This is a genomic window from Microbacterium plantarum (assembly GCF_035231185.1).
In the GTDB taxonomy this organism is placed as follows: domain Bacteria; phylum Actinomycetota; class Actinomycetes; order Actinomycetales; family Microbacteriaceae; genus Microbacterium; species Microbacterium plantarum.
In genome coordinates this window covers 2,777,752-2,800,415 of sequence record NZ_CP141117.1, presented here as the reverse complement: position 1 = coordinate 2,800,415, position 22,664 = coordinate 2,777,752, and the positions used below count along the sequence as shown (strand labels likewise).

The following is a 22,664-nucleotide window of genomic DNA, read 5'->3' as shown; positions in this document are numbered from 1 at the left end:
GAGCACGCACGCGTCGCTCATGGACGAACGGCGCCGAGAGGAATCAATCACCGTGGACTGCACTCCGACGACCTCCGGTCGGCTCGGGCGAACCGCGATCGCTACCGCAGCGGTCACGGCCGTGCTGGCGACGACCTTCGCGGTCGCGCCCGCCTACGCCGCCAACACAGACATCGGCTATCCGACCTTCACGGGCAGCCCCAACCCCGTGCCGGACACGGGGGTGACCTACACTCCCGGCAACCAGCTCATGCGGATCTTCGACGCCGACGTCGCCGCAGGCGCGGGTAGCAACGCCCAGAACGACTTCTGGATGGACGAGATGCTCGCCCGCACCGGCACCGCCGGCAGCTTCGGCGACAACAACCAGTGGCTCTTCACGCGCGGCCGCGCCGCGTTCATGAAGGAGCACAACCCCGCCGTCCTCGGCTTCGCGGGGCAGCTGGCGTACTGGGAGTCGATCGACGGCCGGAACGCCTACACGATCACCGCTCGCGTCGGCGGCGCCGACATCGCCCTCACCGAGGACACGACCAAGCGCAAGCAGGCCCCGAGCTACTGGCAGAGCGTGCACACCGACGCGGGCACCGGCATCGAGGTCGTGCAGACGAAGTTCATCACCGACGCGAACGTGCTCGTGACGAACCTCGACGTGCGCGCCACGGGCGGCGCCGTCGACGTCGAGCTCATCGTGAGTTCTCCCTACGCCGCGACGGCCGAGGGCGACGAGCTCGTCGGTCACGTCCAGGCGCTGAACGACCTGACGAAGCTCTCGCCGCGGCTGTCGGGTGACCAGTTCACCCCCGCCGGCGCGACCCTCGTGCGCACCCTCGCGGTGCCCGCGGGAGGGACGGCGTCGACGAAGGTGCAGCTCGGCCTCGTCACCGACGAGATCGCCGACTCGCGCGCCGACTACGACGCGATCCGCGAGGCCACCTCGGCGGCGGCGTACACCGCTCACGTCACGCTCTACAACCGGTGGTGGGCCGAGAACGTGCCCTACCTCGACACCCCGGAAGACAACATCGACAAGACGCTCTACTACCGCTGGTGGCTGATGCGTTACAACTTCCTCGACGCCGACATGCCGGGCAACACCTACCAGTTCCCGACCTCGATGGAGGGCGTGCTCGGCTACAACAACGCGATCGTGCTCACGACGGGCATGTTCATCGACGACCTGAAGTACTTCCGCGACCCGATCTACTCGTACGGTCCGTGGGTCTCGGCGGGAGAGACGAGCAAGAGCTACAAGTTCGTCGACAACCCCGGCGACCCCGCGAACTGGTCCAACAGCTACACGCAGTACATCTCCGAGGCGGCCTGGCGCGCCTACGAGCTGCACGGCGGCCCGACCCCGATCGCGCAGAACCTCGCCGAGTACGCCGAGTACGACGTCAAGGGACTCGTCGACGCCTACGACCACAACGGCAACGGCCTCATCGAGTACGACTGGGGCGCGATGACCGGCAACGACGCGGATGCGGTGTCGTTCCACTGGAAGGGCGGGTTCCAGGACCGCGCCGAGAACGCCTACCTGTACTCCAACGCGCTCGCCGCGGCGGAGGCCTACCGCGTCGCGGGCAACACCGCCAAGGCGGACGAGATGGAAGCCTTCGCGCAGAACATCAAGACCCAGGTCATGGACGTGCTGTGGAACCCCGATCGCAAGCTCCTCGAGCACGCGATGGCGAACAACGGCGAGCACGTGCCCTGGAAGGAGATCAACAACTACTACCCCTTCACCGTCGGGCTCGTCCCCAAGCCCGGTGACGCCGACTACGACGACGACTACGTCGAGGCGCTCCGACTGTTCGCCGACGACAAGCAGTACCCGATCTTCCCGTTCTTCACCGCCAACCAGGCCGACCAGGCCGCGTACAACGCGACCGGCGGCCAGGGCAGCAACAACTTCTCGGTGATCAACTCCACGGTGACGTTCCGCATGCTCTCCACCGTGCTGCGCGACTACCCCACCGATGCCATCAACGCGGAGTGGTACAAGAAGCTCCTCTACTGGAACGCCTGGGCCCACTACCAGAACGGCGGCGACAACCGCCTGCCGGACCAGAACGAGTTCTGGGCGAACGGATCGGCCGACCCGCAGAAGATCGACTACCGTTCGTGGATCCACCACACGATCCTCGGTGCGACGAACTTCACGATGATCGAGGATGCGATGGGCGTGCGCACCCGCAGCGACGCCAAGATCGAGCTCGACCCGATCGCGATCGGCTGGGATCACTTCACGGCCAACAACATCCGCTACCGCGACCGCGACCTCACCGTCACGTGGGACCAGCCGGGCGGCGAGCGCCACTACGGCGACGACGTCCCCGAGGGCTACTCGGTCTTCCTCGACGGCGAGCTCGCGTTCACGGTCGACGACCTCGCACACGTCGTCTACGACCCCGCCACCGGTGAGGTCGAGGTGCTGGGCGGCGACGCCGAGGTCGTGACGGCCACGGCATCCGCCGTGCAGACGCCGCAAGAGGTGCGATTCGCCGACGACGCCCGCATCGTCGACCTGTTCGCCAAGGCCGGTGCCGACATCCGCACCGCAAGCACGGGCAGCGCCAACCTCGCCGAGTCGGCGACCGCGACCTTCTCGGCTGCCGGGCGCGAGCCCGCGGGCGCCGTGAACGGCACGACGATCAACGAGCCCTTCTGGGGCACGGCAGGCTCGCCCAACGATAAGGACGCGCTGACCGTCGAGCTCGGCGGAGAGCAGACCTTCGACGACGCACGGGTGTACTTCTACGACAGCTCGTCGTCGGCGACGGCGGCCGGCTATGCCGAGCCGTCGGTGTACACGCTCGAGGTGCGCCGGAACGGTCAGTGGACGCCGATCCCGCAGCAGGCACGCATGCCCGCCTACCCGCGCGCGAACTACAACCACGTGCAGTTCCCCGAGGTCACCGGCGACGCCGTGCGACTGACGGTCACCCACGCGGCCGGCGCCAAGACCGGTGTCAAGGAGCTGCAGGTGTTCCGCACCGGTCTCGCAGCGCCGGAGTCGACCAACCAGGCGCCGCTCGTCACCGCGTGGGAGAACCCGCAGGCATCCGTCGGTGGAGCCGCCGCACTCGTCGGCTCGGTGAAGGACGACGGACTGCCCAGCGGTGAGCTCAGCTCGCAGTGGACGGTGCAGAGCGCGCCCGACGGCGCCACGGTGCTGTTCGACGACGCCGCCTCGGCATCGACGACGGCCCGGTTCTCGGATGCCGGCGAGTACGTGCTGCGCCTGACCGCCACCGACGGCGAGAAGACGTCGCAGGCCGATGTCACCGTGCAGGGCGAGCCGGCCACCGCCGGAGCCAACGTCGCACCCGACGCGGTGCCGACGGCCGAGTACACCGCGTCGTGGAACGACGTGCGCGCGGTCAACGACGGCAAGGTGCTGTTCTCGGGCGGCGATCAGAGCGACATCTGGGGCACCTGGTCGGGCAACCACCCGGCGACCCGCTGGCTGCAGTACGAATGGCAGTCGCCGCAGCGCATCGCCGGTGCCGAGATCAGCTTCTGGAGCGACCAGCCCGACCCGGCTTCGACGAGCGGCGTGAACGTTCCGAAGAGCTGGAAGGCGCAGTACTGGACCGGCTCGGCGTGGGCCGACGTGACCGGCGCCTCGGCGTACGGCGTCGACCGCACCGCACCGAACAACGTCACCTTCGACGCCGTGACCACCACCCGCCTGCGGGTCGTGCTCGAGGCAGCCGGCACCGGTTCGGCGCGCGCCGCCGTGGCCGTCAGCGAGCTGGAGGTGTACGCCGACGCTCCGACGGCGATCGAGCCGATCGACGTCCGGACGGCGGTGGGCACCATCCCGCAGCTGCCGACGACGGTCGACGCGACCTACTCCGACGGCAGCCACGCCGACCTCCCGGTCTCGTGGGCTCCCGTCACCGAGGACCAGGTCGCGGGCGAGGGCAGCTTCCCGCTCTCGGGCATCGTCCCGGGATCGCCGCTGCCGGCGAAGGCGACGGTCTGGGTGCGTGCCACTGCCCCCGGCCAGATCAACCAGGTCGACACGGTCACCACGCGCACCCTCGTGGGTGTGGCTCCGGTGCTGCCGAAGAGCGTCGGCGTGCTGTTCAACGACGGCTCGCGGCAGGACCTCCCGGTGACCTGGAACGCCGTCGAGCCCGCTTCGTATGCTCAGGCCGGCGACTTCACCGTCGCCGGAACGGTGCAGAGCGATCTGCCGGGCACGAAGGTCGCCTCGGCCGCCGTGACCGTCGGGGGCGGGGGAGACGACACCACGGCGCCGACCGTCGCCTTCGAGGTCTCGCCCGCCGCGCCCGACTCGGGCTGGCACACGCAGGCGGTCACCGTGGCCGTCACTGCGACCGACGACCAGGACTCCGCTCCCCGCACCGAGGTGCGCGTGGACGAGGGGGCCTGGACGGCATACACCGCGGCCGTCTCGGTCGACGGTGACGGCAGCCACGTCGTGCAGGCACGGTCGACGGATGCCGCCGGCAACCAGTCGGCGGTGGCTGAACAGGTCGTGCGCATCGACACCACCGCCCCGGTGGTGGAGGTCACCGCCGACGCCGTCTCGCGGACCGTGAAGGCGACCGCCACAGATGCGGCATCCGGGGTCGTCTCGGTCGAGTACCGGCTGAACGACGACCAGACCTGGACGCCGCTGACGGGCAGTGTGCTCGTCGGTCTCGACGAGACGCGGGTCGCGGTGCGGGCCACCGATACCGCGGGCAACGTCTCGCAGATCGTGGAGCGCACCGTTCCCCGGGCCGATGGTGAGCAGCGCCGCAACGTGGCGCTGCTGGCGACCCCGACCGCATCGGGGACGGCAGGCTGGAACACGGTCGACGGTCTGAACGATAACGTCCAGCCGACCTCATCGGGCGATGTCACCCCCAACGACAACGCCAACGTGTGGGGTGTGTGGCCCGAGGTCTCGCCGCAGTGGGTGCAGTACGAGTGGACCGAACCGGTGCGCGTCAGCTCGCTCGGAGTGTACTTCGTCTCGAACATCGACGCGCAGGGACTCGGCATCGACGTGCCGAAGGACTGGGCGGCGGAGTACTGGGATGCGGATGCCGAGGCCTGGGTCCCCGTCGAGGCGACCGGTGACTACGGCGTCGCGAAGGACGCCTACAACACGGTCGACTTCGCACCCGTCGAGACGACGCGTCTGCGCCTGAACCTCACCCCGGCGGGGACCGAGTCGGGCAAGGGCAGCGTCGGCATCAAGGAATGGCAGGTCTGGGAGCAGCCCGAGGTGGTCGTCCCCGACACGCAGGCCCCGGTGGTCGCGGCCGCCGTGTCGCCGGCGGCGCCGGCCAGCGGCTGGCACACCGGCACGGTGAGCGTCAGCGCGACGGCGATCGACGATCGCGACGACGCACCGGCGATCGAGGTCCGCGTCGGCGACGGTGCCTGGGCGGCGTACACCGCGCCCGTCGAGGTCGCCGCGGACGGAACCACGACCGTGTGGTTCCGTGCCACGGATGCCGCAGGCAACACCTCCGAGCCCGGCTCGGTCGAGGTGAAGCGCGACGCGGCGGCGCCCGAGGCGAGTGTCGGTTGGAATGCGGCATCCCGCACCATCACCCCCACGGGGACGGACACCCTCTCGGGAGTGGCGCTGGTCGAGTACCGGTTCGGCGAAGGCGCGTGGGCGACGGCGACGGGCGGGGCGATCCCGACCGGCGATGCCGCGACGACCGCGCAGGTGCGGGTGACGGATGTCGCCGGCAACGTCTCGGCCGTGGCCGAGGCAGCCGTCCCGGCCAAGACGACCGGCGGCACCGACCCGGGCACCGATCCCGGGACGGGTCCGGGCACCGACCCCGGGACGGGTCCGGGCACCGATCCCGGCGGTGAGCCGAGCGGTTCGCTGACGGGTGACGAGGTGCTGCGCCTCGGCGTCACGCAGGTCGCCCCGGGTGGTCAGCTGCCGGTGAGCGTCTCGGGCGCCAAGCCGGGCACGGTGTTCGCGGTGGAGTTCCGGTCGACCCCGGTCCGCCTGGGCACCCTGACCGTGGGCGCCGACGGGACGGCATCCGGTGTGTTCACCGTTCCCGCCTACGCCGAGGCCGGCGTGCACACCGTGGCACTGGTGGTGCCCAGCGGTGAGCTGACGGCCCAGGTGACGGTGGTCACGCCCGGCGCGACGTCTCCCACCGTGACGGGACTTCCCGCCACGGGCCAGGAGGCCGGCGTCGTCGCGAACACCATCGGAATCGGCGCGAGCGTGGTCCTGCTCGGACTCGCGCTGGTCGCCATCGGCATCATCCGCCGCCGCCGCGCGGCGTGACGCCGAGGGGCCGGGGGGTCACACCCCCGGCCCCTTCCCCTCTCCTTCCTCTCCCGAGAACTCCGACGGCGCGGTGAACCGGTTCACCGTTGAACCGGTTCACCCGAAAGGCATCATGGCCACCATCACCGACGTCGCCCTCGCGGCGGGCGTATCCCGGGCGACCGTCTCGTATGTGCTGTCGGGCAAACGAACGATCTCCGAGCCCGTCTGCCAGCGCGTCCGGGAGGCCGTCGAGTCGCTGGGCTACACCCCGAATGCCGGCGCACGCGCGCTGGCGACATCGCAGACCAAGGTGCTCGCCCTGATGGCGAGATTCCTCTCCGACGAGTTCGCGCCGGCCATGCTCGAGTTCATCAGAGCGGTGACCGACGGCGCTCGTGATCTGGGCTACGACACCCTGCTGGTGTCGGACGAAGACGGCGTCGCGGCGCTGCGGCGACTCGCGGCGTCTCGCATGGTCGACGGGATCGTGCTCCTCAACGTCGGCGAGAACGACGACCGGCTTCGCGTCCTGGCGGAGATCGATCAGCCCAGCGTCCTCATCGGGTCGCCGGGCGACCCCGCGGGTCTCCTGGTCTTCGATCTCGACTTCCGCTCGACGGGGCGACTGATGGTGCGTCACCTCCACGCCTTCGATCACCGCGAGGTCGTCCTCGTGTCGCAACCCCGCCACGTCGTCGACCGGGGCGGGGCCTACGTCTGGCGTCTGGCCGCCGGGGCGAAGGAGATGGCGGATCGGCTGGGCGTGACCCTGCACCGTCACCACGCTGCCGCATCGCAGCCGGACGTCGGCCGCCAGCTGCACGACATCCTCGACATGCACCCCGATGCGACCGGCATCCTGCTGAACAACGAGGCCGCCGCGGCGGCGCTGCCGTTCGTCCTGCGGGAACGCGGCCTGCGCGCGCCCGACGACGTCTCGGTCATCGGGCGGTACTCGGACGACTTCGCCCGCGCGTTCTCGCTGCCGTTCACCGCGATCGACAGTGCCGCCGGAGAGCTCGGGCGCCGCGCCGTGGCGCAGCTCGTCGGCGCCATCGAGGACGCCGCGCCCCGCGACGCCCACCTCCTGCTTCCGCCGGTCGTCATCGACCGCGGCTCGGTCGCGCAACCGCCGCAGCCGTGACGACCCGCTCCTGTTCCCACCCCCCGCACGACCCGAACTCCACCGTTCCGAAGAGAGGCAACGACATGACCCATCCACGATCGCGCCACCTGCGCAGACGCGTCACCGCCGTGACCACCGCATTCGCGGTCGGCGGCGGCCTCGCGCTGACCGGCGCCGCCCTGCCCGCCGCGGCCGCGGCCCCCGAACCCGACCTGCACTATTCGATGGACGGCGTCGCCGACGGCGTGGTTCCCGACTCGTCGGGCAACGGCTGGAACGGTGCACTCTCGGGCGCGGCAACCACGATCGCGGGACCCGATGGCGCCGCGCTCGACCTGAGCGGCGGATCCATCCGCATCCCGCGCGACCCCATCGCCGGGGCGACGGACCTCAGCGTCACGACGCGGGTTCGCTGGGACGGCGGCGCGAACTGGCAGTGGCTCTTCGGGATCGGCACCGACAACCAGAAGTACCTCTTCTTCACGCCGCAATCGGGTGACGGCAACCTGCGCACGGCCATCACCCGTGCCAGCGGCGGCGCTGCCGAGAAGCAGATCCTGGGTTCGAACCCCCTCCGCGTCGGCGACTGGGTAGACCTCGCGTTCACCCTCGACGCCGACGCCGACGAGCTGACCGCGTACATCAACGGCACGGAACTGGCCACCACCACGACCGACATCACCCCCGGCGAACTCGTCACGGCGACGTCGGAGTTCGGCGGCTCGATCGGCCGGTCGTTCTACCCTGATCCAGCCTTCGACGGAGCCGTCGACGACTTCCGCATCTACCGGGCGGCGCTCACCGCGTCCGACGTGGCGGAGATCAGCCGAACCGCGCAGCCCACGCTGCAGTCGCTGACGCAGCAGGTCTTCACCGCATCCACGCGGATCGGGGAAGCCCCCGCGCTTGCGCCGGCGGTTCGCGGAGCGTTCTCGGACGGCTACGCCCGAGACATCGCCATCGACTGGGAAGACGTCCCCGCCGAGCGCTACGCCGAACCCGGCACCTTCACCGTGTCGGGCGTCGCGGCGGGCCAGAGCGTCCGCACCGACGTGACCGTCGCCCGGGGCGAGCTCACGGTCGACCTGTCGGCGCGCACCGGCGAATTCCAGGGCGGCGCGTCGGGCCTGCTCTACGGCCTCTACGGCGACGGCATGCCGACCGACAACCTCATCGAGGGGATGAACGTCCGCTCGGTCGCGACCAAAGCGCAGGACGGCGGCCAACACCCCGGGTCGGACGCACTGGAGATCCTGCCGAACCTCGCCCGCGCGGGCGGCGACGTCTACCTCCGCATCACCGACTACTACCGCGGTTTCCCGTATCAGGTGCCGGGCAGCACGCCCGAAGAGCGGCGCGCCGACTACACCCAGCGCCTGAACGACCAGCTCGAGATGATCGAGCAGTTCGCCGCGGTCGACGACACCCAGCGCGGCTACGTCGCCGATCACCTCGTCATCGAGCCGTTCAACGAGCCCGAGGGCAACATGTTCAGCAACCGCAACGTGCCGTGGTCGCTGTCGGGCAACGTGTCGTGGCTCGATGACCCCACCGTCTACTTCGCGATGTGGGACGACACCTACCGCACCATCCGCGACTGGTCGGAGCGCACCGGCATCCCGCTGCGCATCGCCGGCCCGGGAACCGAGCACCTCTTCGCACAGGTCGAGGGGTTCCTCCGCCACACGGTGCAGGCCGACACCGTGCCCGACATCGTCACCTGGCACGAACTGTCGCACCCGCAGGCCATCCGCGAGTCGGTGGCGCGCTACCGCGGCTGGGAGGCCGCGGCATTCGCCGGCACCGCCTGGGAGGGCGAGCCCCGTCCGATCAACATCAACGAGTACGCGTTCAACTACCACACCTCGGTCCCGGGCCAGATGGTGCAGTGGATGTCGGCGATCGAAGACACCAAGGTCGAGGCGATGATCGCCTTCTGGAACATCAACGGCAACCTGTCGGACTCGGCGGTGCAGCAGAACCGCGGCAACGGGCAGTGGTGGCTGTACAACGCCTACGCGCAGATGAGCGGTCAGTCCGCCACCGTCACCCCGCCCTCACCCGGGGTGAACTACACGCTCCAGGGCGTGGCCTCCATCGACGACGACAAGCGCGTCGCGCGAGCGCTCGTCGGCGGTGCCAACGGCAGCGCGCCCGTCGACGTCACCGGCATCTCGAGCGAGACCTTCGGAACGTCGGTGCGCGTCCAGGTGCGCGAGATCGGGTGGACCGGGCAGATCGGCGACTCGTCGGAGCCGCGGCTCCTGAGCGACCGGGTGGTCGCCGTCGAGAACGGGACGATCACCGTGCCGTTCGGCCGTGACGGGCTGCCGGCGATGACGGACTCCGATGCCTACGAGATCGTCGTCACCCCCGGCGAGAACGCGCAGCCGATCGACGTCGCCGCCACCTGGCGGGGCTCGTACGAGGCGGAGGATGCCGCCCTGACCGGCGACGTGACGCGCAACGGTCCCGAGGGATCGCCGAACGCCGTGGGCAACTACTTCACCTCGGGGGCCTACAACATCGGCGGGTTCCGCACGGGCGCCGATTCGACCGCGGTCTTCACCGTCGAGGTGCCCGAGGACGGCTCGTACGACCTGTCGGTCTTCTCGAGCAGCCTCAACACCGACCCCGAGATCGCCGACAACGGCCCGACGAACGTGTTCCTCACCGTCGACGGCGGCAGCGAACAGGAGATCCACCTGCCCCTCAGCTACCGCTGGGTCGTGTGGGACCACGCTGACACCCGGGTCGAGCTGAGCGCCGGACGTCACGAGATCGCTCTCTCGACCTCGAGCGTGGACGGATCGCGTTCGACCCAGGGTGACGCCATCATCGATCGCATCACGCTGGAGACGACCGAGGCGGCCCCGAGCACCGTGTACGAGGCCGAGCACTCCGACCACAACGGCGAGGTGTCGGTGCAGAACCCCGGTTCCGTCGTCCTCGACGCCGCGGACTCGGCGACCTTCTGGGTCTACAGCGACACCGACGGCGAGGCCTACCTCGAGGTCGCGGGCGCGGGCGGCGGAACGGTCAGCCTCAACGGCGACGACATCCTCGACCTCTCGCGCGCGGGAGCGGCCAACGTCCAGCTGCAGGGCGGCGTGAACAAGATCGTCGTGCGCGGTGCGGCATCCCTCGACAAGATCACCGTCTCGGGCTCACGCGACAAGATCGAGCACCGCACCTACCAGGCCGAGGACGGAGCACTCGCCGGGACGGCGACGGTCGTCGAAGCCGACCTCGCCGACGGCGGCGCGGCGGTCGACGGCATCGGCGGCGAGCCGGGTAACGACAACACGCTCACGTTCACGGTGGATGCCGCCGAGGCGGGTCCGCACGCGGTCGTCGTGCGGTTCTCGAACCCCGAGCAGGTTCCGGCCACGCACTACAACCCGAACCCGATGGCCCGTCACGCCGACATCTCGGTCAACGACGGCGCCGCGCAACGAGTGCTGTTCGTGCCGACCTTCCACCGCAACAACTTCTGGGAGCGCACCCTGGTGCTCGACCTCGCCCAGGGGCAGAACCAGATCCGGTTCGCATCGTCGGAGCAGCCGAACTTCGATGGCGAGACCTTCGCCGAGGACAACTTCCCCGGCATCCCGTTGCGGGCGGAGCTGTCTCCGATCATCGACCGGATCGTCGTGTCGGCGCTCACGGCGTCCGCCGGCTCGACCCCGGACCCGGACCCGGAGCCGGAGCCGGAGCCGACGCCCGGGCCCTCGACCCCGCCGACCCCCGGCCCCACGGCGGGACCGACGCCGAGTTCGACGACGCAGCCGACGACCTCGAAGGCTCCGACGTCAGCGGAGCTGACGGAAGCGACGCGCGACTCGGTGTCGGGTCCGACGACGCTCGTGCGCGGTGAGACGGTGAGAATCACCGTCGGAACCGCCGCGGCCGGCCGAGACGTGTCGGGCTGGCTGCTCTCGACGCCGAGCGCGCTCGGATCGGGAACCGTCGCCGCGGACGGAACCGTCTCGCTCCGCGTGGCCAGCGACGCGCCGCTCGGCGAGCACCGTCTCGCGATCACCGGCGCGGACGGCCGCGTCATCGGGTGGTACGGGGTGACCGTCGTCGAGCCGGGATCGCTGGCGGCCACGGGCGGCACGTTCGCCCTCGGTGCCTGGGTGCTCGGCGGCGCCGCGCTCGTCGGCGCGGGTGCCGCGCTGGCGCGGTCTCGCCGACGTCGCCTGAGCTGACCCGGTCGTCGTCAGGGGGTGCGCACGCAGACCGCGCACCCCCTGACGGCGCGCCTCGGCGCCGGCGCGCCGCGCCCCGATTTCGAGCCGTTTCGAAATCACCGAAAAGCATTGCGGTCGCATGGGCGGGCTCGATAGCGTGCCATCCACGCACGTCTCCGGTCCACCTTTTCGGCGGGCCGGCCGGCGCTGTTGACCCCGCCGCACCCCGTTTCTCTCCGCGGCACCCGTCGCTCCGGTCGAAGGAGACCGTCATGCCCCGCTCGCTTCCCCGCCGCGCATCGGCCGCCCTCATCGCGGGTGCCGTCGTCGCCGGTCTCGCCGTCGCCGTGCCGGCCACCAAGGCCACCGCGCTCGACAACCCGATCCTCGGCGACGGCTCGGTGTACTCGGCCGATCCCGCCACGCTCGTCGTCGACGACACCCTCTACGTCTACGCGGGGCGCGACGAGGCGGGGCCGACCACGAACGACTTCATCATGAACGAGTGGCAGGCCTTCTCGACCGCGGACGTCGGCGGCGGAGAGTGGGAGCGGCATCCCGCGCTCATGCGTCCCGAGCAGGTCTTCGACTGGGCGACACCCGGGCGCGCGTACGCCGGACAGGTCGTCGAGGGCGCCGACGGCCGCTTCTACTGGTACGTGCCCGTGCACGAAGCCGGCAGCGACTCGCCCGACCCCTTCGGCATCGGCGTCGCGGTGTCGGACACCCCCCTCGGCCCCTGGACCGACGCGGTCGGGGCGCCGATCGTGTCGCAGGAGATCCTCGGCAACGACGCCCACAACATCGACCCGACCGTGTACGTCGCGAGCGACGGGCGCGTGTGGATGTACTGGGGCAGCTTCAGCCGGCTGTTCGCGATCGAGCTCGGCGCCGACATGACCAGCCTCATCGGTGAGCCCACCGCCATCACGAGCGGCGTCGACGGGTTCTTCGAGGCGGCGTGGCTGTTCGAGCGCGCCGGCACCTACTACCTCGCCTACGCCGCGAACACGGCCGGCCCCGACAGCTGGTGCACGCCCGCGGTCTACCACGCGTGCATCGCGTACTCGACGGCGCCCGGACCGCTGGGGCCGTGGACGTCGCAGGGCCGCATCCTCGCGCCGGTCTCGTCGACGACCAGTCACCCGGCGATCACCGAGTTCCAGGGGAAGTGGTACATGGCGTACCACACGGCCGACGCCGAGGGCGGCAACCACTTCCGCCGCTCGGTCGCCGTCGACGCCCTGCGCTGGGACGACTCCGTCACCCCCGCCCGCATCCTGCCCGTCGTCCCGACCCTCGGTGCCGAGCAGGTCGAGACCCCGAGTGCGAACGTCGCACCGCAGGCGACGGCCTCGGCATCGAACGAGCCGATCCCCGCGCAGTACTGGATCGCCGCGCTGAACGACGGAATCGTCCGCCCGAACCCGCTGCCGCCGGACATGTGGGGCTCGTACGACGGCGACCGTGCCGCGGCGGAGTGGATCCAGTACGACTGGACCGAGCCGGTGCGCATCGACCGGTCGACGATCCAGTTCTGGAGCGACCGTGAACCCGGCAGCGGCGACGGCGTCTCGGCCCCCCGCGCCTGGAAGCTGCAGTACTGGCAGAACGGCGGGTGGCGGGATGTCGAGGGAGCGAGCGGATACCCCACGACGACGCGCACGCCGATCGAGGTGACCTTCGCCCCCGTGACGACGACGCGCCTGCGGGCTGTGCTCGACGCCGCGCCGGGAACGGGCGCGACGCCGCGCTACTCGGCCCTGGCGGTGGAGGAGTGGTCGGCCGACGCCGTGGTCGCCGACGGCTACAGCCCGGCGTCTACCCGCACCGCCGTCGGCGAGGCGCCCGAGCTGCCCGAGACCGTCGAGCTGCGCTACGGCGAGGAGCGCGTGCCCGCTCCGGTGCGCTGGGATGCCGTCGACCCGGCGGCATACGGGCAGCCGGGCACGTTCACGGTGAGCGGCGTGGCCACGGGCTATGCGGCTGCGCGCGTCGAGGTCACGGTGACCGTGATCGACCCGAGCGACGCCGGCGAGCCCGACGTGACCGCGCCGGTGCTGCAGCTGACGGCCCGCGGCGCGGAAGGTGCCGACGGCTGGTTCGTCGGTGCCGTGACGGTCCGTGCCGAGGCGACCGATGACCGCGACGTGCGCTCGAGCATTGCGGTGTCGGTCGACGGCGGCGACTGGACGACGACGTCGGACGTTCGACGCGTCGACACCACGATCGAGACCGACGGTATGCATACGGTCTCGGCGCGGGCAACGGATGCCGCGGGCAACGTCTCGGCCGAACAGACCATCTCGGTGCGTGTCGACCGCACCGCCCCCGTGGCGACGGGTGTCGTCGACGCGCAGGCGCGCACGGTCGCCGCCGCCGCGACGGACGCGGGTTCGGGGCTCGCGAGCCTCGAGTACGCGGTGGACGAGCCGACGGGTTGGCAGCCGTACGGCGCCCCGATCGCCGCCCCCGACCTCGAGCGCCACGTCGTCTACTTCCGCGCGACCGACGCCGCAGGCAACGTGTCGATGCCGGTGCCGGTGACGATCCCGCGCTCGCCCGACGCTCCGCTGACGGGCAACGTCGCGCCGTTCGCCGCGGTGACCGCGTCGTACGCATCGCCGTGGGCGCCCGTCGACGCCGTCGTGGACGGTGCCCTCGGTGGCGCGTCGTGGGGCACGTGGCCGCGTGTCGGCGAGCAGTGGCTGCAGCTGGCCTGGGACCGCCCCGTCACCCTCGACCGTGCGGCCGTGGTGTTCGCGCGGGATGCCGCCGACGACCAGAACGCCGGTCTCATCCCCCCGCGCTCGTGGGTGCTGCAGTACCGCGATGCCGCCGGCGCGTGGCACGACGTCGAGACCGACGACGTCTACGAGCGGTCGACGACCGATCGCAACGAGGTGCGCTTCGCTGCGGTCGAGACCACGGCGCTGCGCGCGCTGATGCAGTCGTGGGGCGCGGCCGAGGCGGGAGGCTCCGTTGCGGCGCACGAGTTCGAGGCCTGGACCGCCGAGGTCACGGAGCCCGTCGACACCACCGCCCCCACCCTGAGCTTCGACACCGCCGACGTGGTGCCGGCCTCGGGCTGGTTCCGGCAGCCGGTGCGTTTCGCCGGCGCCGCCGAAGACGACGCGGATGCGGCACCGGCGGTGCGCGTTCGCATCGACGGCCAGGCCTGGCAGCCGTTGTCGGATGACGTCGTGGTGGCCGATGACGGCATCCATCTCGTCGAGGCCGAAGCCGTCGACGCGGCGGGCAACGTCTCGGACCGCGTCGCGGTGACGGTGCGGATCGACACGGTCGCCCCGGAGGTGCGGGGCTCGGTGAGCGAGGACGAGGAAGGCTTCCTGGTCGACCTGCAGGCCACCGATGACGGTTCCGGGGTCGGCGTCGTCGAGGTGCGCTCGGGCGATGCCTGGGTGCCGGTGCGCGGCGGCGAGCTGCGCGTCGCGAGAGACGGCACGGCGCGCCCACCCCTCGACGGCGTGCTGCGGTTGCCGCGCGGCGGGGGCGCCGTCGACGTGGTGTTCCGCGCGACCGATGTCGCGGGCAACGTCTCGCCGGACCGCTCGCTGCGGGTCGAGACCGGTTCCACCGGGACCGATGAGCCGGGCGTGCCCGGAGTCCCGGGAGGGCCCGGCACCCCCGGCGTGCCGAACGTCCCGGGCGGCGCTGGGGGCGGAGCCGGGGCCGGTGTCGCCGGTCCGGGAACCGTGCGCGCGGACGCGAAGCCGAGCGGTCGCCTCGCGAACACCGGTGCCGAGGTGCCGACGGGGCTGGCGGCGGGGGCGCTGCTGCTGCTCCTGGCCGGCGGCGGTGTTCTCCTCCCGCGCATGCTCCGCACCGCCGACGGCGTCGGAGCACGGCCGCGGACCCGCACCGGACGCGCGGGATCGTGACGGTCGGCGCCCGCCGTGCGACGGCCGCGAGCCGTCGCACGGCCGCTGTCCTCAGCGCGGTCCTCGCCATCAGCGCCGCGGTGCTCGCGGGGGCCTCGCCCGCTGTGGCCTCGCCCGTGCGGGCCGAGGCCGGGCCGGGGTTCGTCGATGTCGACGTCCCGGCACGCGCCGACATCCGTGATCACCGGGTGACGATCGCGCTCCTCGCGCCGCAGGGCTCGGAGCCGTCGTTCGCGGCGGACGAGGCGCGGCGCTCGCTCGAGCTCGTCGACGAGTTCTACGACCGTGAGACGAACGGCGCGATCCGCTTCGAGCTCGAGCAGCTCCTCGACTGGCAGAGCGTCGACCAGCCGATCGGATGCAGCGACACGGCCGGTCTGCATCAGTGGCTGCGCGAACGGATCGGCTGGCAGGGCGGAGCGGCCCGGCACCTCGTCATCATGGTCCCGCCCGGTGACCCGTGCCCCACGTGGGCCAACGGTGAGCAGCCCGGTGATCCCGACGACGGCGGCGGGACGTTCCAGCCCGGGCCCGACCCGTATCTGCTCGCGCACGAGCTCGGTCACAACCTCTCACTGGCTCACGCGTCCAGCATCCGCTGCGACACGAGCTGGGACTATCCCGCCGGCGTCGAGTGCCCGCGCGACGAGTACGGCAACCGGACCGACATGATGGGCGGCGCCTGGTCGTTCCTGCCGCTGTCGAGCCCGACCCTGGCGCGCCTGGGCGTGCTCCCGAACGTTCGCGAGCCGGTGTGCGGCGATGCCCGCACGGCGGTGCTCGACAGCCTGGGAGCCGGGACCGCCGCATCCCGGACGCTCACCTGGACCGACCCCGAGAACCCCGACGCGCGGTACTGGGTGCAGTACAGCGACGCGTCCGACCCGGTGAGCGGCGACGGTGCCTGGCCGAGCCCGTGGCAGGCCGAACGGACCGTGTCGGGCGTTCAGATCCTCCGCTCGAACCCCGCGCAGCCGTACGGCGGTGACCTGCTGGAACGGCCGGGCGACACGACCGAGGCGAACGAGTTCGTCACGGCGGGCGAGACGGTCGCGCTCAACTCCGGGATGACCGTCCGCGTCGACGAGATCGATGAGATCGCGCACCGGGCCACGGTGACCGTCACCGTGCCGTGCGCCGACCCGACGACGGTGCGCGACATCACCGGTTCGGCCGTGGCGACCGCGTCGTACGTGCCTGAGTGGTCGAGCGCGGCTGCCGCCGTGGACGGCGACCCGGGCAGTGTGTGGAGCTCGTGGCCGCGGGTGGGCGAGCAGTGGCTCGAGCTCACGTGGGGCGGCCCGGTCACCGTGGAGCGGGTGTCGGTCGCCCTCGCGCGGGATGCCGCAGACGACGAGGCGCGGGGGCTCATCCCGCCGCGCGCCTGGCGCGTCGAGCGGTGGGATGCGGCCACCGGCCGGTGGCTCGCGGTGGCGGGCGCCACGTTCACGCCGTCCCGCGACGAGCCGTCCCGCGACGAGTCGCCCGGCGAGGTGGCGTTCCAGCGTGTCACGACCTCGGCGATCCGGCTCGTCTTCGATGCCTGGGGTGAAGCCGAGTACACCGGATCGACGGGAGTCGCCGACATCGCCGTGTTCGGCGGGACGGCCCCGCCCGTGGTCGACCCCGAGCCGCCGGTCGTGGTGGACCCCGAGCCGCCGGTCATCGTCGACCCGGAGCCGCCCGTGGCGGTGGAGCCGGAGCCGCCGGTCGTCGTGCCGGGCGGGTCGGCGGTGCCGGGCGGATCGGCGGTGCCGGGCGGATCGAGCGCCGGCACGGCCCGCGGCGCGGCATCCGGGGTTCGCTCTCTCGCGGCGACCGGGGGCGCTGCGCCGTCGGCGGCGATCGCCGTCGCGGCGCTGCTTACGGTGCTCGCCGGCGGCGGCGCGATGCTCGCGCGACATCGCACACCGTCACGCCCGCGAGTGCAGACGACGAGCCCGCCGCACCTGGCAGACTGAACGCCGACAGAAGGGCGGCGGATGCCACGACACCCGCTTCTCGACGAGGCCCGCTCCGCGTGGCGACGCCGGGAGACCGAGACCGCGGTCCGCGCCGCACTCACCGCACATGCCGCCGGGGATGCCGACGGCCTCGCACTGGCCTGCTCGATCGGGATGCGCGGCTACCGCGCCGACCTGCTCGCCGCCCACCGGGACGACGTGGCTGCATTGCCGGAGGGGATTCTGCGCGAGGGCGTGCTCGCGATGCTGCAGATCGGCGACGGCGACCTCGACAGCGCTGTGGCCCGCATCGTCGCGCTCGCCGAGGTGCCGCTCGCGTCGGTGCCGGGGCCCGTCGCCGGGGATCCGCTCGAGGGCGAGGGGATGCTGCTGCCGCTGCTGCTGTCCTACGTCGCGACCGGCTGCGTCGCATCGGCGTCGTGGGTGCCGGCGCGACGGTGCATCGACGCGGCCCGGGCGGTCATGGCCGCGGCATCCGCTGTCGAGGGCCGGGTCGCGGCCCCGGAGCACGTGGCCTTCGACTTGCTCGGTCTCGACGCGATGGTCGAGCAGCACACGGCAGCGGGGGATGCCGCGCGGCGTGCCCTCATCGAGACCCTGGCGCCGCTGCGGATGCGCAACAGCCTGTCGCCCGCGCATGCGCTCGCCCTCGTGAGCCTCGGCAGTGTCGAGCACCTGTCGGGCCGGCTGGGGGAGGCGGCGCTCAACCTCGCGCGCGGTGCGCGCCTCGCACCCGCGTGGCGGCCCGGGGTGCGCCTGCACGCCGAGGTCGAGCTCGCGTTCGTCCGCGTACGCCAGGGGCGGTGGCGCGAGGCGGCCGAGGCGGTGCGCGCGACGACTCCGCCGACCGGGTCGATCGAGCACGACTGGCTCGAGCCCCAGGCGCTCGCGGTACACGGGCTCTTCCTCGCCCTCCGCGGCGACATGGACGCGAGCCGGCCCGTGCTCGACCGAGCCGCACTGCTGTGCCGCGACACCCCGTCGTTCCTCGCGCAGATCGTGATCACGCACGCCCGCATCATGATGGCGATCTCGCTCAGTGACTGGTCGGCGCTGCGGCGGGCCCTGGAGGATGCCGCCGAGCCCGGGTACCGGCATCCGTACCGGGTCGACGAATGGCGGATGCTGAACCTGCTCGCCTCATGGCACCTCGGCCGGGTCGACGAGGTGCGGCGCGGCGTGGCCCTGTGGACCGCCCAGCCCGGAGCCGACCAGAGTGCGTACGCCTGGGCCTTCGTGTCGATCCTGGCGGAGCACGACGAACGGTACGCCGAGGCGACGAAGGCGGTCGACCGGGCCCTCGCGCTGCTGACCCTCGACCACGACCCGCTCGGGCGGGCCTGGGTGCGCGTCGTTGCCGGCATCCACTACAGCCTCTTCGGTGCGCACGGCCGGCCGGATCCGCGGCGCGCGCTCGTCGTCTACGAAGACGCCAGTGCCGAGCTGCAGGAGCTCGGCGCGGGCGGGCTGGCGCGGCGGTACGACGAGGCGGTCGCCGCGACGACGACGGAGATGCAGCGCGGATCGCGCGGCGGCGACCCGACGGCGCGACTGACCGAGCAGCAGCGGAAGGTCGCCGACGCCGTCGGACAGGGCTACACGAGCGGCGAGATCGCGGGCCTGCTGCACCTTTCGAAGCGGACCGTCGACTACCACGTCGCCAACATCATGCGACGCCTGGGGGTGTCGAGCCGCCGCGAGATCGCCCGCGTGCTCGGCGGGCGGCGCTGAGCTCTGGTCGGCGCGCGGGTGCGCGGGTGCGCGGATACAAGGGATCGTGAGCGACGCGCCGGGGATGCGGCATCCGGGTCGGGGTGTCGGATCGGATGCCTCGCATCGCGGCACGGGCGGCGGACCAAGGCGAAGGGGCTATCTCTAGGTATATAGACATAGCATGCGGTCATGCAGCCGCTCACACGCATCACCCCGGCGACCGTCGATGTGCTCGAGGCCCTGATCAGCGAGTCCGAACCGGTGTGGGGGCTGCGCATCGTCAACCGCACCGGCCGGCCCGCGGGCAGCGTGTACCCGATCCTCGAGCGCCTCGAGTCGATGGAGTGGGTGACCTCCGAGTGGGAGGTCGACCCGAACCGCAGCGGGCCCCGGCGGAGGCTGTACCGCCTGACGCCCGACGGCCTCGTCGCAGCCCGCGCCGCCGTCGACGCTCACGCGGTGCGGATGCAGCGCCGCCGAGCGCGTCGGCACGAGCCCGGACGCGGCCGGGGCGACGCGAGGGGAGTGATCGCATGAGCCTCGATCTCGTCCTTCGGGCGGTGAGCCGGACGATGCCGGTCGCGTCGCGGGCACGTCATCTCGAGCAGTGGCGGGCGGATGTCGCCGGGGCTCACGAAGCCGGGGTGCGCCGGGGCGACGTCGTGCGCGGTGCGATCGCGGTCGCCCTCACCGCGGACCGTGACTCTCCGGTGCTGACCGGCGAGCCCCGGGGTACCGCCTCGCGCCGGCTGAGTCGGCGGGGTGTCACGCTGCTCGCCGCGGTCGGGGCGACGTCGGCCGCGCTGTGGCTGACCGGGGATCTCACCTCCCCGGAGGTCGCCATACCGGCTGCGGTCGAGATCGCGCTCGCCGCCGGCCGTTCCGCGCTCAGCGTGCTCCTGTTCGGGGGAGCGCTGCTCGCCATCGCCCTCTTCATCGGCGCGGCCGCGCTGTCGCGGTCGGCGGTCGTGAGGGTCGCGTTCGCCGCCACCGCGCTCGGCATCCCCGTGCTCGCGCTCGCCGCGGTTCGCCCCGTGGCGGCTGGGGTGAGCGCGGCGGGCGTCGGCCTCACCGTCGGCGGTGCCGCGATCGGACTGGCCGGCGCCTGGCGATCGATGCCGCTCGCCCTGGAGGACCGCTCCGCACCGCTGGCTCGACGGCGGCCGGTCGCGATCGCGGGGCTCGTGTCCGTCACGGCGTTGCTCGTGCTCGGCGCCCTCGATCTGCTGGTGTGGAATCCGCTCGCCAAGGTGTCCGGCTACGAGTTGGACGCCATCTACGCCGCGATGATCGCGGCCGACGGGTTCGACCCGGCGTTCGCTGCGGGGGCGGTGGCTGTGTGGGTCGGGGTGTGGCTGGTGGCGGCGGCCGGTGTGACTGTCGGCTCGCTGACGAGGGGCGGGGCGTGGCTGACGCCCCGCCGGCTCGGCATCCTGTACCTCTCGATCATCGGGGCCGCGCTGTTCCTGCGACTGTTCGCCGGATTCTCGATCGGGATGTCGATCGCCGACACCTTCGCCACCTCGGGCGGTGACGTCTCAGCGCTGTCTCAGGTCTTCCACCTGATCGGGCCGCTCAGTTTCGCCGCGGCGCTTCTCCTCTTCGGCTGGGCCCCGGCCGGGCGTCGGACGACGGGCGTGCCGGTCGCCGCGACCTGAGCCCGGGCGCCCCGGTGCGCGGTTGCAAGGGATCGCGGGCGACTCGCCGGGGCAGCGGCATCCGGACCGGGGTGTCGGATCGGATGCCTTGCATCGCGGCACGCGTCGGCACGCGGCGGCACGTCGCGGCACGCGGCCGACGCGCGCGGGGCGTCAGGCGGCTTCGGCGGCGATCCGCATGCGCGAGAGGAAGTCGACGAGCACGGCGGCGGAGCCGGCGGGCATGTCGGCGATGACGTCCTCGACGCGGTGCTGCACGTCCGTACCCGACTGGCGCAGGTTCTCGACCGGGCGATCACCGAGCGTCACGAAGACCTTGCGACGGTCGGACGGATGCGGCTGGCGCCGCAGATACCCGGAACGCTCGAGGCGATCGAGCATCGCGGTCGTGCTCGCGGACGAGATCCCGAGCTCCTGGGTGATGTTCGACGGGGTCAGCGCGACGTCGCGATCCTGCGCCTCGATGAGCTTCTCGAGCGCGATCAGGTCGTTCTCGCACACGAGCATCGAGTCGCGCAGCCGCAGCCGGATGGCGCCCTCGGCGGCCTCGTACGCCCACAGCGCGTCGAGGACTGCCGATGCCGACGATGTCTCACCCTGCACTGCCATGACGACTCCCCGTATTGATCGACCTAGCGGCTCAGTCTGTCCGAGCGTGCAGTCGAAGGGGAGCCCTTCCCGTGGGAGCACTCACCTGATATGGGCGAAGGAAGGTGAGCCTCAGTGGACCGAGAACCCGCCGTCCACGGCGATCGACTGGCCGGTGACATAGGCCGAGCCCGGGCCGGCGAGGAAGATCGCCGCGGCGGCGAAGTCGTCCGGCACGCCGTTGCGCCCGACGAAGGTGCGAGCGGCCAGCGCGTCGACGACGTCGGGGTTGCTCGCGAGGCGCTCGTTGAGGCGAGTGAGGACGAAGCCCGGGACCAGCACGTTCGAGGTCACCCCGGATGCCGACCACGCCTCCGCCTGCGAGCGGGCGAGGCCCTCGAGGGCGGCCTTCGACGCGCCGTAGGCGCCGCTCGATGCGAAGGCGCGGCTCGCCTGCTGCGAGCTGATGGAGATGATGCGGCCGTACCCGCGCTCGATCATCCCGGGGGCGAATCGCTGGCCCAGGATGAAGGGCGCGTCGAGGTTGACCGCCATCGTGGCATCCCAGGCGGGCTCGTCGAGGTCGAGGAGGGGAGGGCGGATGTTGATGCCCGCCGAGTTCACGAGGATGTCGACGTCGCCGGCCTGATCGGCGAGCTCGTGGCACCCCGCGCGGGACGACAGGTCGGCGACGATCCCCGACGCGAGCCCGCCCTCGGCGCGGATCCGCCCCACCGTCTCGTCGATCAGCTCGCGACCGCGGGCGGCGACGATGACCTCGGCCCCTGCGGCGGCCAGCGCCTCGGCGATTCCGCGGCCGATGCCCGAGCTGCCGCCGGTCACGAGGGCGCGTCGGCCGGAGAGCCCGAAGAGGGAGAGCAGGTCCATCCGTTCAGCGTACGGAGCGAAGCTGTGTTCGGATGATGCTCTGGCGAGTGTCGAAGATGTGTTCTATCCTCGGTTGTCATGACCGACACGACGAGCGCCCACGATGTCACCCTCTGGCTCGTCGACGACGTCCCGGCGCGGATGTTCTACGCGGGCAGGCGATGGAGCGTGAGCGACATCCCGACCCGCCTCCGCGACTCGGTCTGGTCCCTCGCCGCCGACGACGATCGGCGACGGGGGCTCTACGGATGGCGCTTCCAGGCCACCGACCCCGGCGGTGAGGCGTTCGTGTTCGACGTGTACTGCGGCGAGGGCGGGTGGCACGTGCACCGGGCCTACGCGTGAGCTCGGGCCGCGATCC

The 22,664-nt window shown here is 71.9% G+C and carries 11 protein-coding genes; 9 read left to right on the top strand and 2 right to left on the bottom strand.

Annotated features, from left to right (window positions below):
- Nucleotides 1-52: 52 nt before the first annotated feature.
- From VC184_RS13495 to VC184_RS13460, 8 genes are all read left to right on the top strand, one after another.
- On the top strand, nt 53-6,286 hold the full coding sequence (locus tag VC184_RS13495; protein WP_323986576.1) for an OmpL47-type beta-barrel domain-containing protein: 6,234 nt from the start codon (nt 53-55) through the stop codon (nt 6,284-6,286).
- A 115-nt stretch (nt 6,287-6,401) separates the two neighbouring features.
- A complete protein-coding gene (locus VC184_RS13490; RefSeq protein ID WP_269268064.1) occupies nt 6,402-7,415 on the top strand; it encodes a LacI family DNA-binding transcriptional regulator in 1,014 nt (337 codons plus the stop codon).
- Between the two features lie 65 nt (nt 7,416-7,480).
- Entirely contained in the window at nt 7,481-11,608 is a 4,128-nt protein-coding gene (locus tag VC184_RS13485) for a LamG-like jellyroll fold domain-containing protein (RefSeq protein ID WP_323986574.1), read from the top strand.
- A gap of 254 nt (nt 11,609-11,862) precedes the next feature.
- Complete coding sequence (locus VC184_RS13480) at nt 11,863-15,492, top strand: OmpL47-type beta-barrel domain-containing protein (protein WP_323986573.1); 3,630 nt, start codon at nt 11,863-11,865, stop codon at nt 15,490-15,492.
- Nucleotides 15,489-17,453, top strand: a complete 1,965-nt coding sequence (locus VC184_RS13475) for a discoidin domain-containing protein (protein ID WP_323986571.1) — start codon at nt 15,489-15,491, stop codon at nt 17,451-17,453. Before VC184_RS13480 ends, VC184_RS13475 begins: the two co-directional genes overlap by 4 nt.
- A gap of 21 nt (nt 17,454-17,474) precedes the next feature.
- The gene (locus VC184_RS13470) at nt 17,475-19,187 is read left to right on the top strand and encodes a LuxR C-terminal-related transcriptional regulator (protein WP_323986570.1); all 1,713 of its coding nucleotides are present in this window, start codon (nt 17,475-17,477) and stop codon (nt 19,185-19,187) included.
- A gap of 171 nt (nt 19,188-19,358) precedes the next feature.
- Nucleotides 19,359-19,706, top strand: a complete 348-nt coding sequence (locus tag VC184_RS13465) for a PadR family transcriptional regulator (RefSeq protein WP_323986568.1) — start codon at nt 19,359-19,361, stop codon at nt 19,704-19,706.
- Nucleotides 19,703-20,827 carry a hypothetical protein gene (locus tag VC184_RS13460; RefSeq protein WP_323986567.1) on the top strand — a complete coding sequence of 375 codons (1,125 nt, stop codon included), beginning with the start codon at nt 19,703-19,705 and terminating at the stop codon, nt 20,825-20,827. The genes VC184_RS13465 and VC184_RS13460 overlap by 4 nt, the downstream gene beginning before the upstream one ends.
- A 153-nt stretch (nt 20,828-20,980) precedes the next feature.
- Here the strand turns inward: VC184_RS13460 and VC184_RS13455 are convergent, their stop codons facing one another.
- Nucleotides 20,981-21,436, bottom strand: coding sequence for a MarR family transcriptional regulator (locus VC184_RS13455; protein ID WP_282501497.1), 456 nt, complete (start codon nt 21,434-21,436; stop codon nt 20,981-20,983).
- Between the two features lie 111 nt (nt 21,437-21,547).
- Nucleotides 21,548-22,303 carry an SDR family NAD(P)-dependent oxidoreductase gene (locus VC184_RS13450; protein WP_323986565.1) on the bottom strand — a complete coding sequence of 252 codons (756 nt, stop codon included), beginning with the start codon at nt 22,301-22,303 and terminating at the stop codon, nt 21,548-21,550.
- Between the two features lie 78 nt (nt 22,304-22,381).
- Here VC184_RS13450 and VC184_RS13445 point away from each other — a divergent pair, with 78 nt between their 5' ends.
- The gene (locus tag VC184_RS13445) at nt 22,382-22,648 is read left to right on the top strand and encodes a hypothetical protein (protein WP_323986564.1); all 267 of its coding nucleotides are present in this window, start codon (nt 22,382-22,384) and stop codon (nt 22,646-22,648) included.
- Nucleotides 22,649-22,664: the final 16 nt, after the last annotated feature.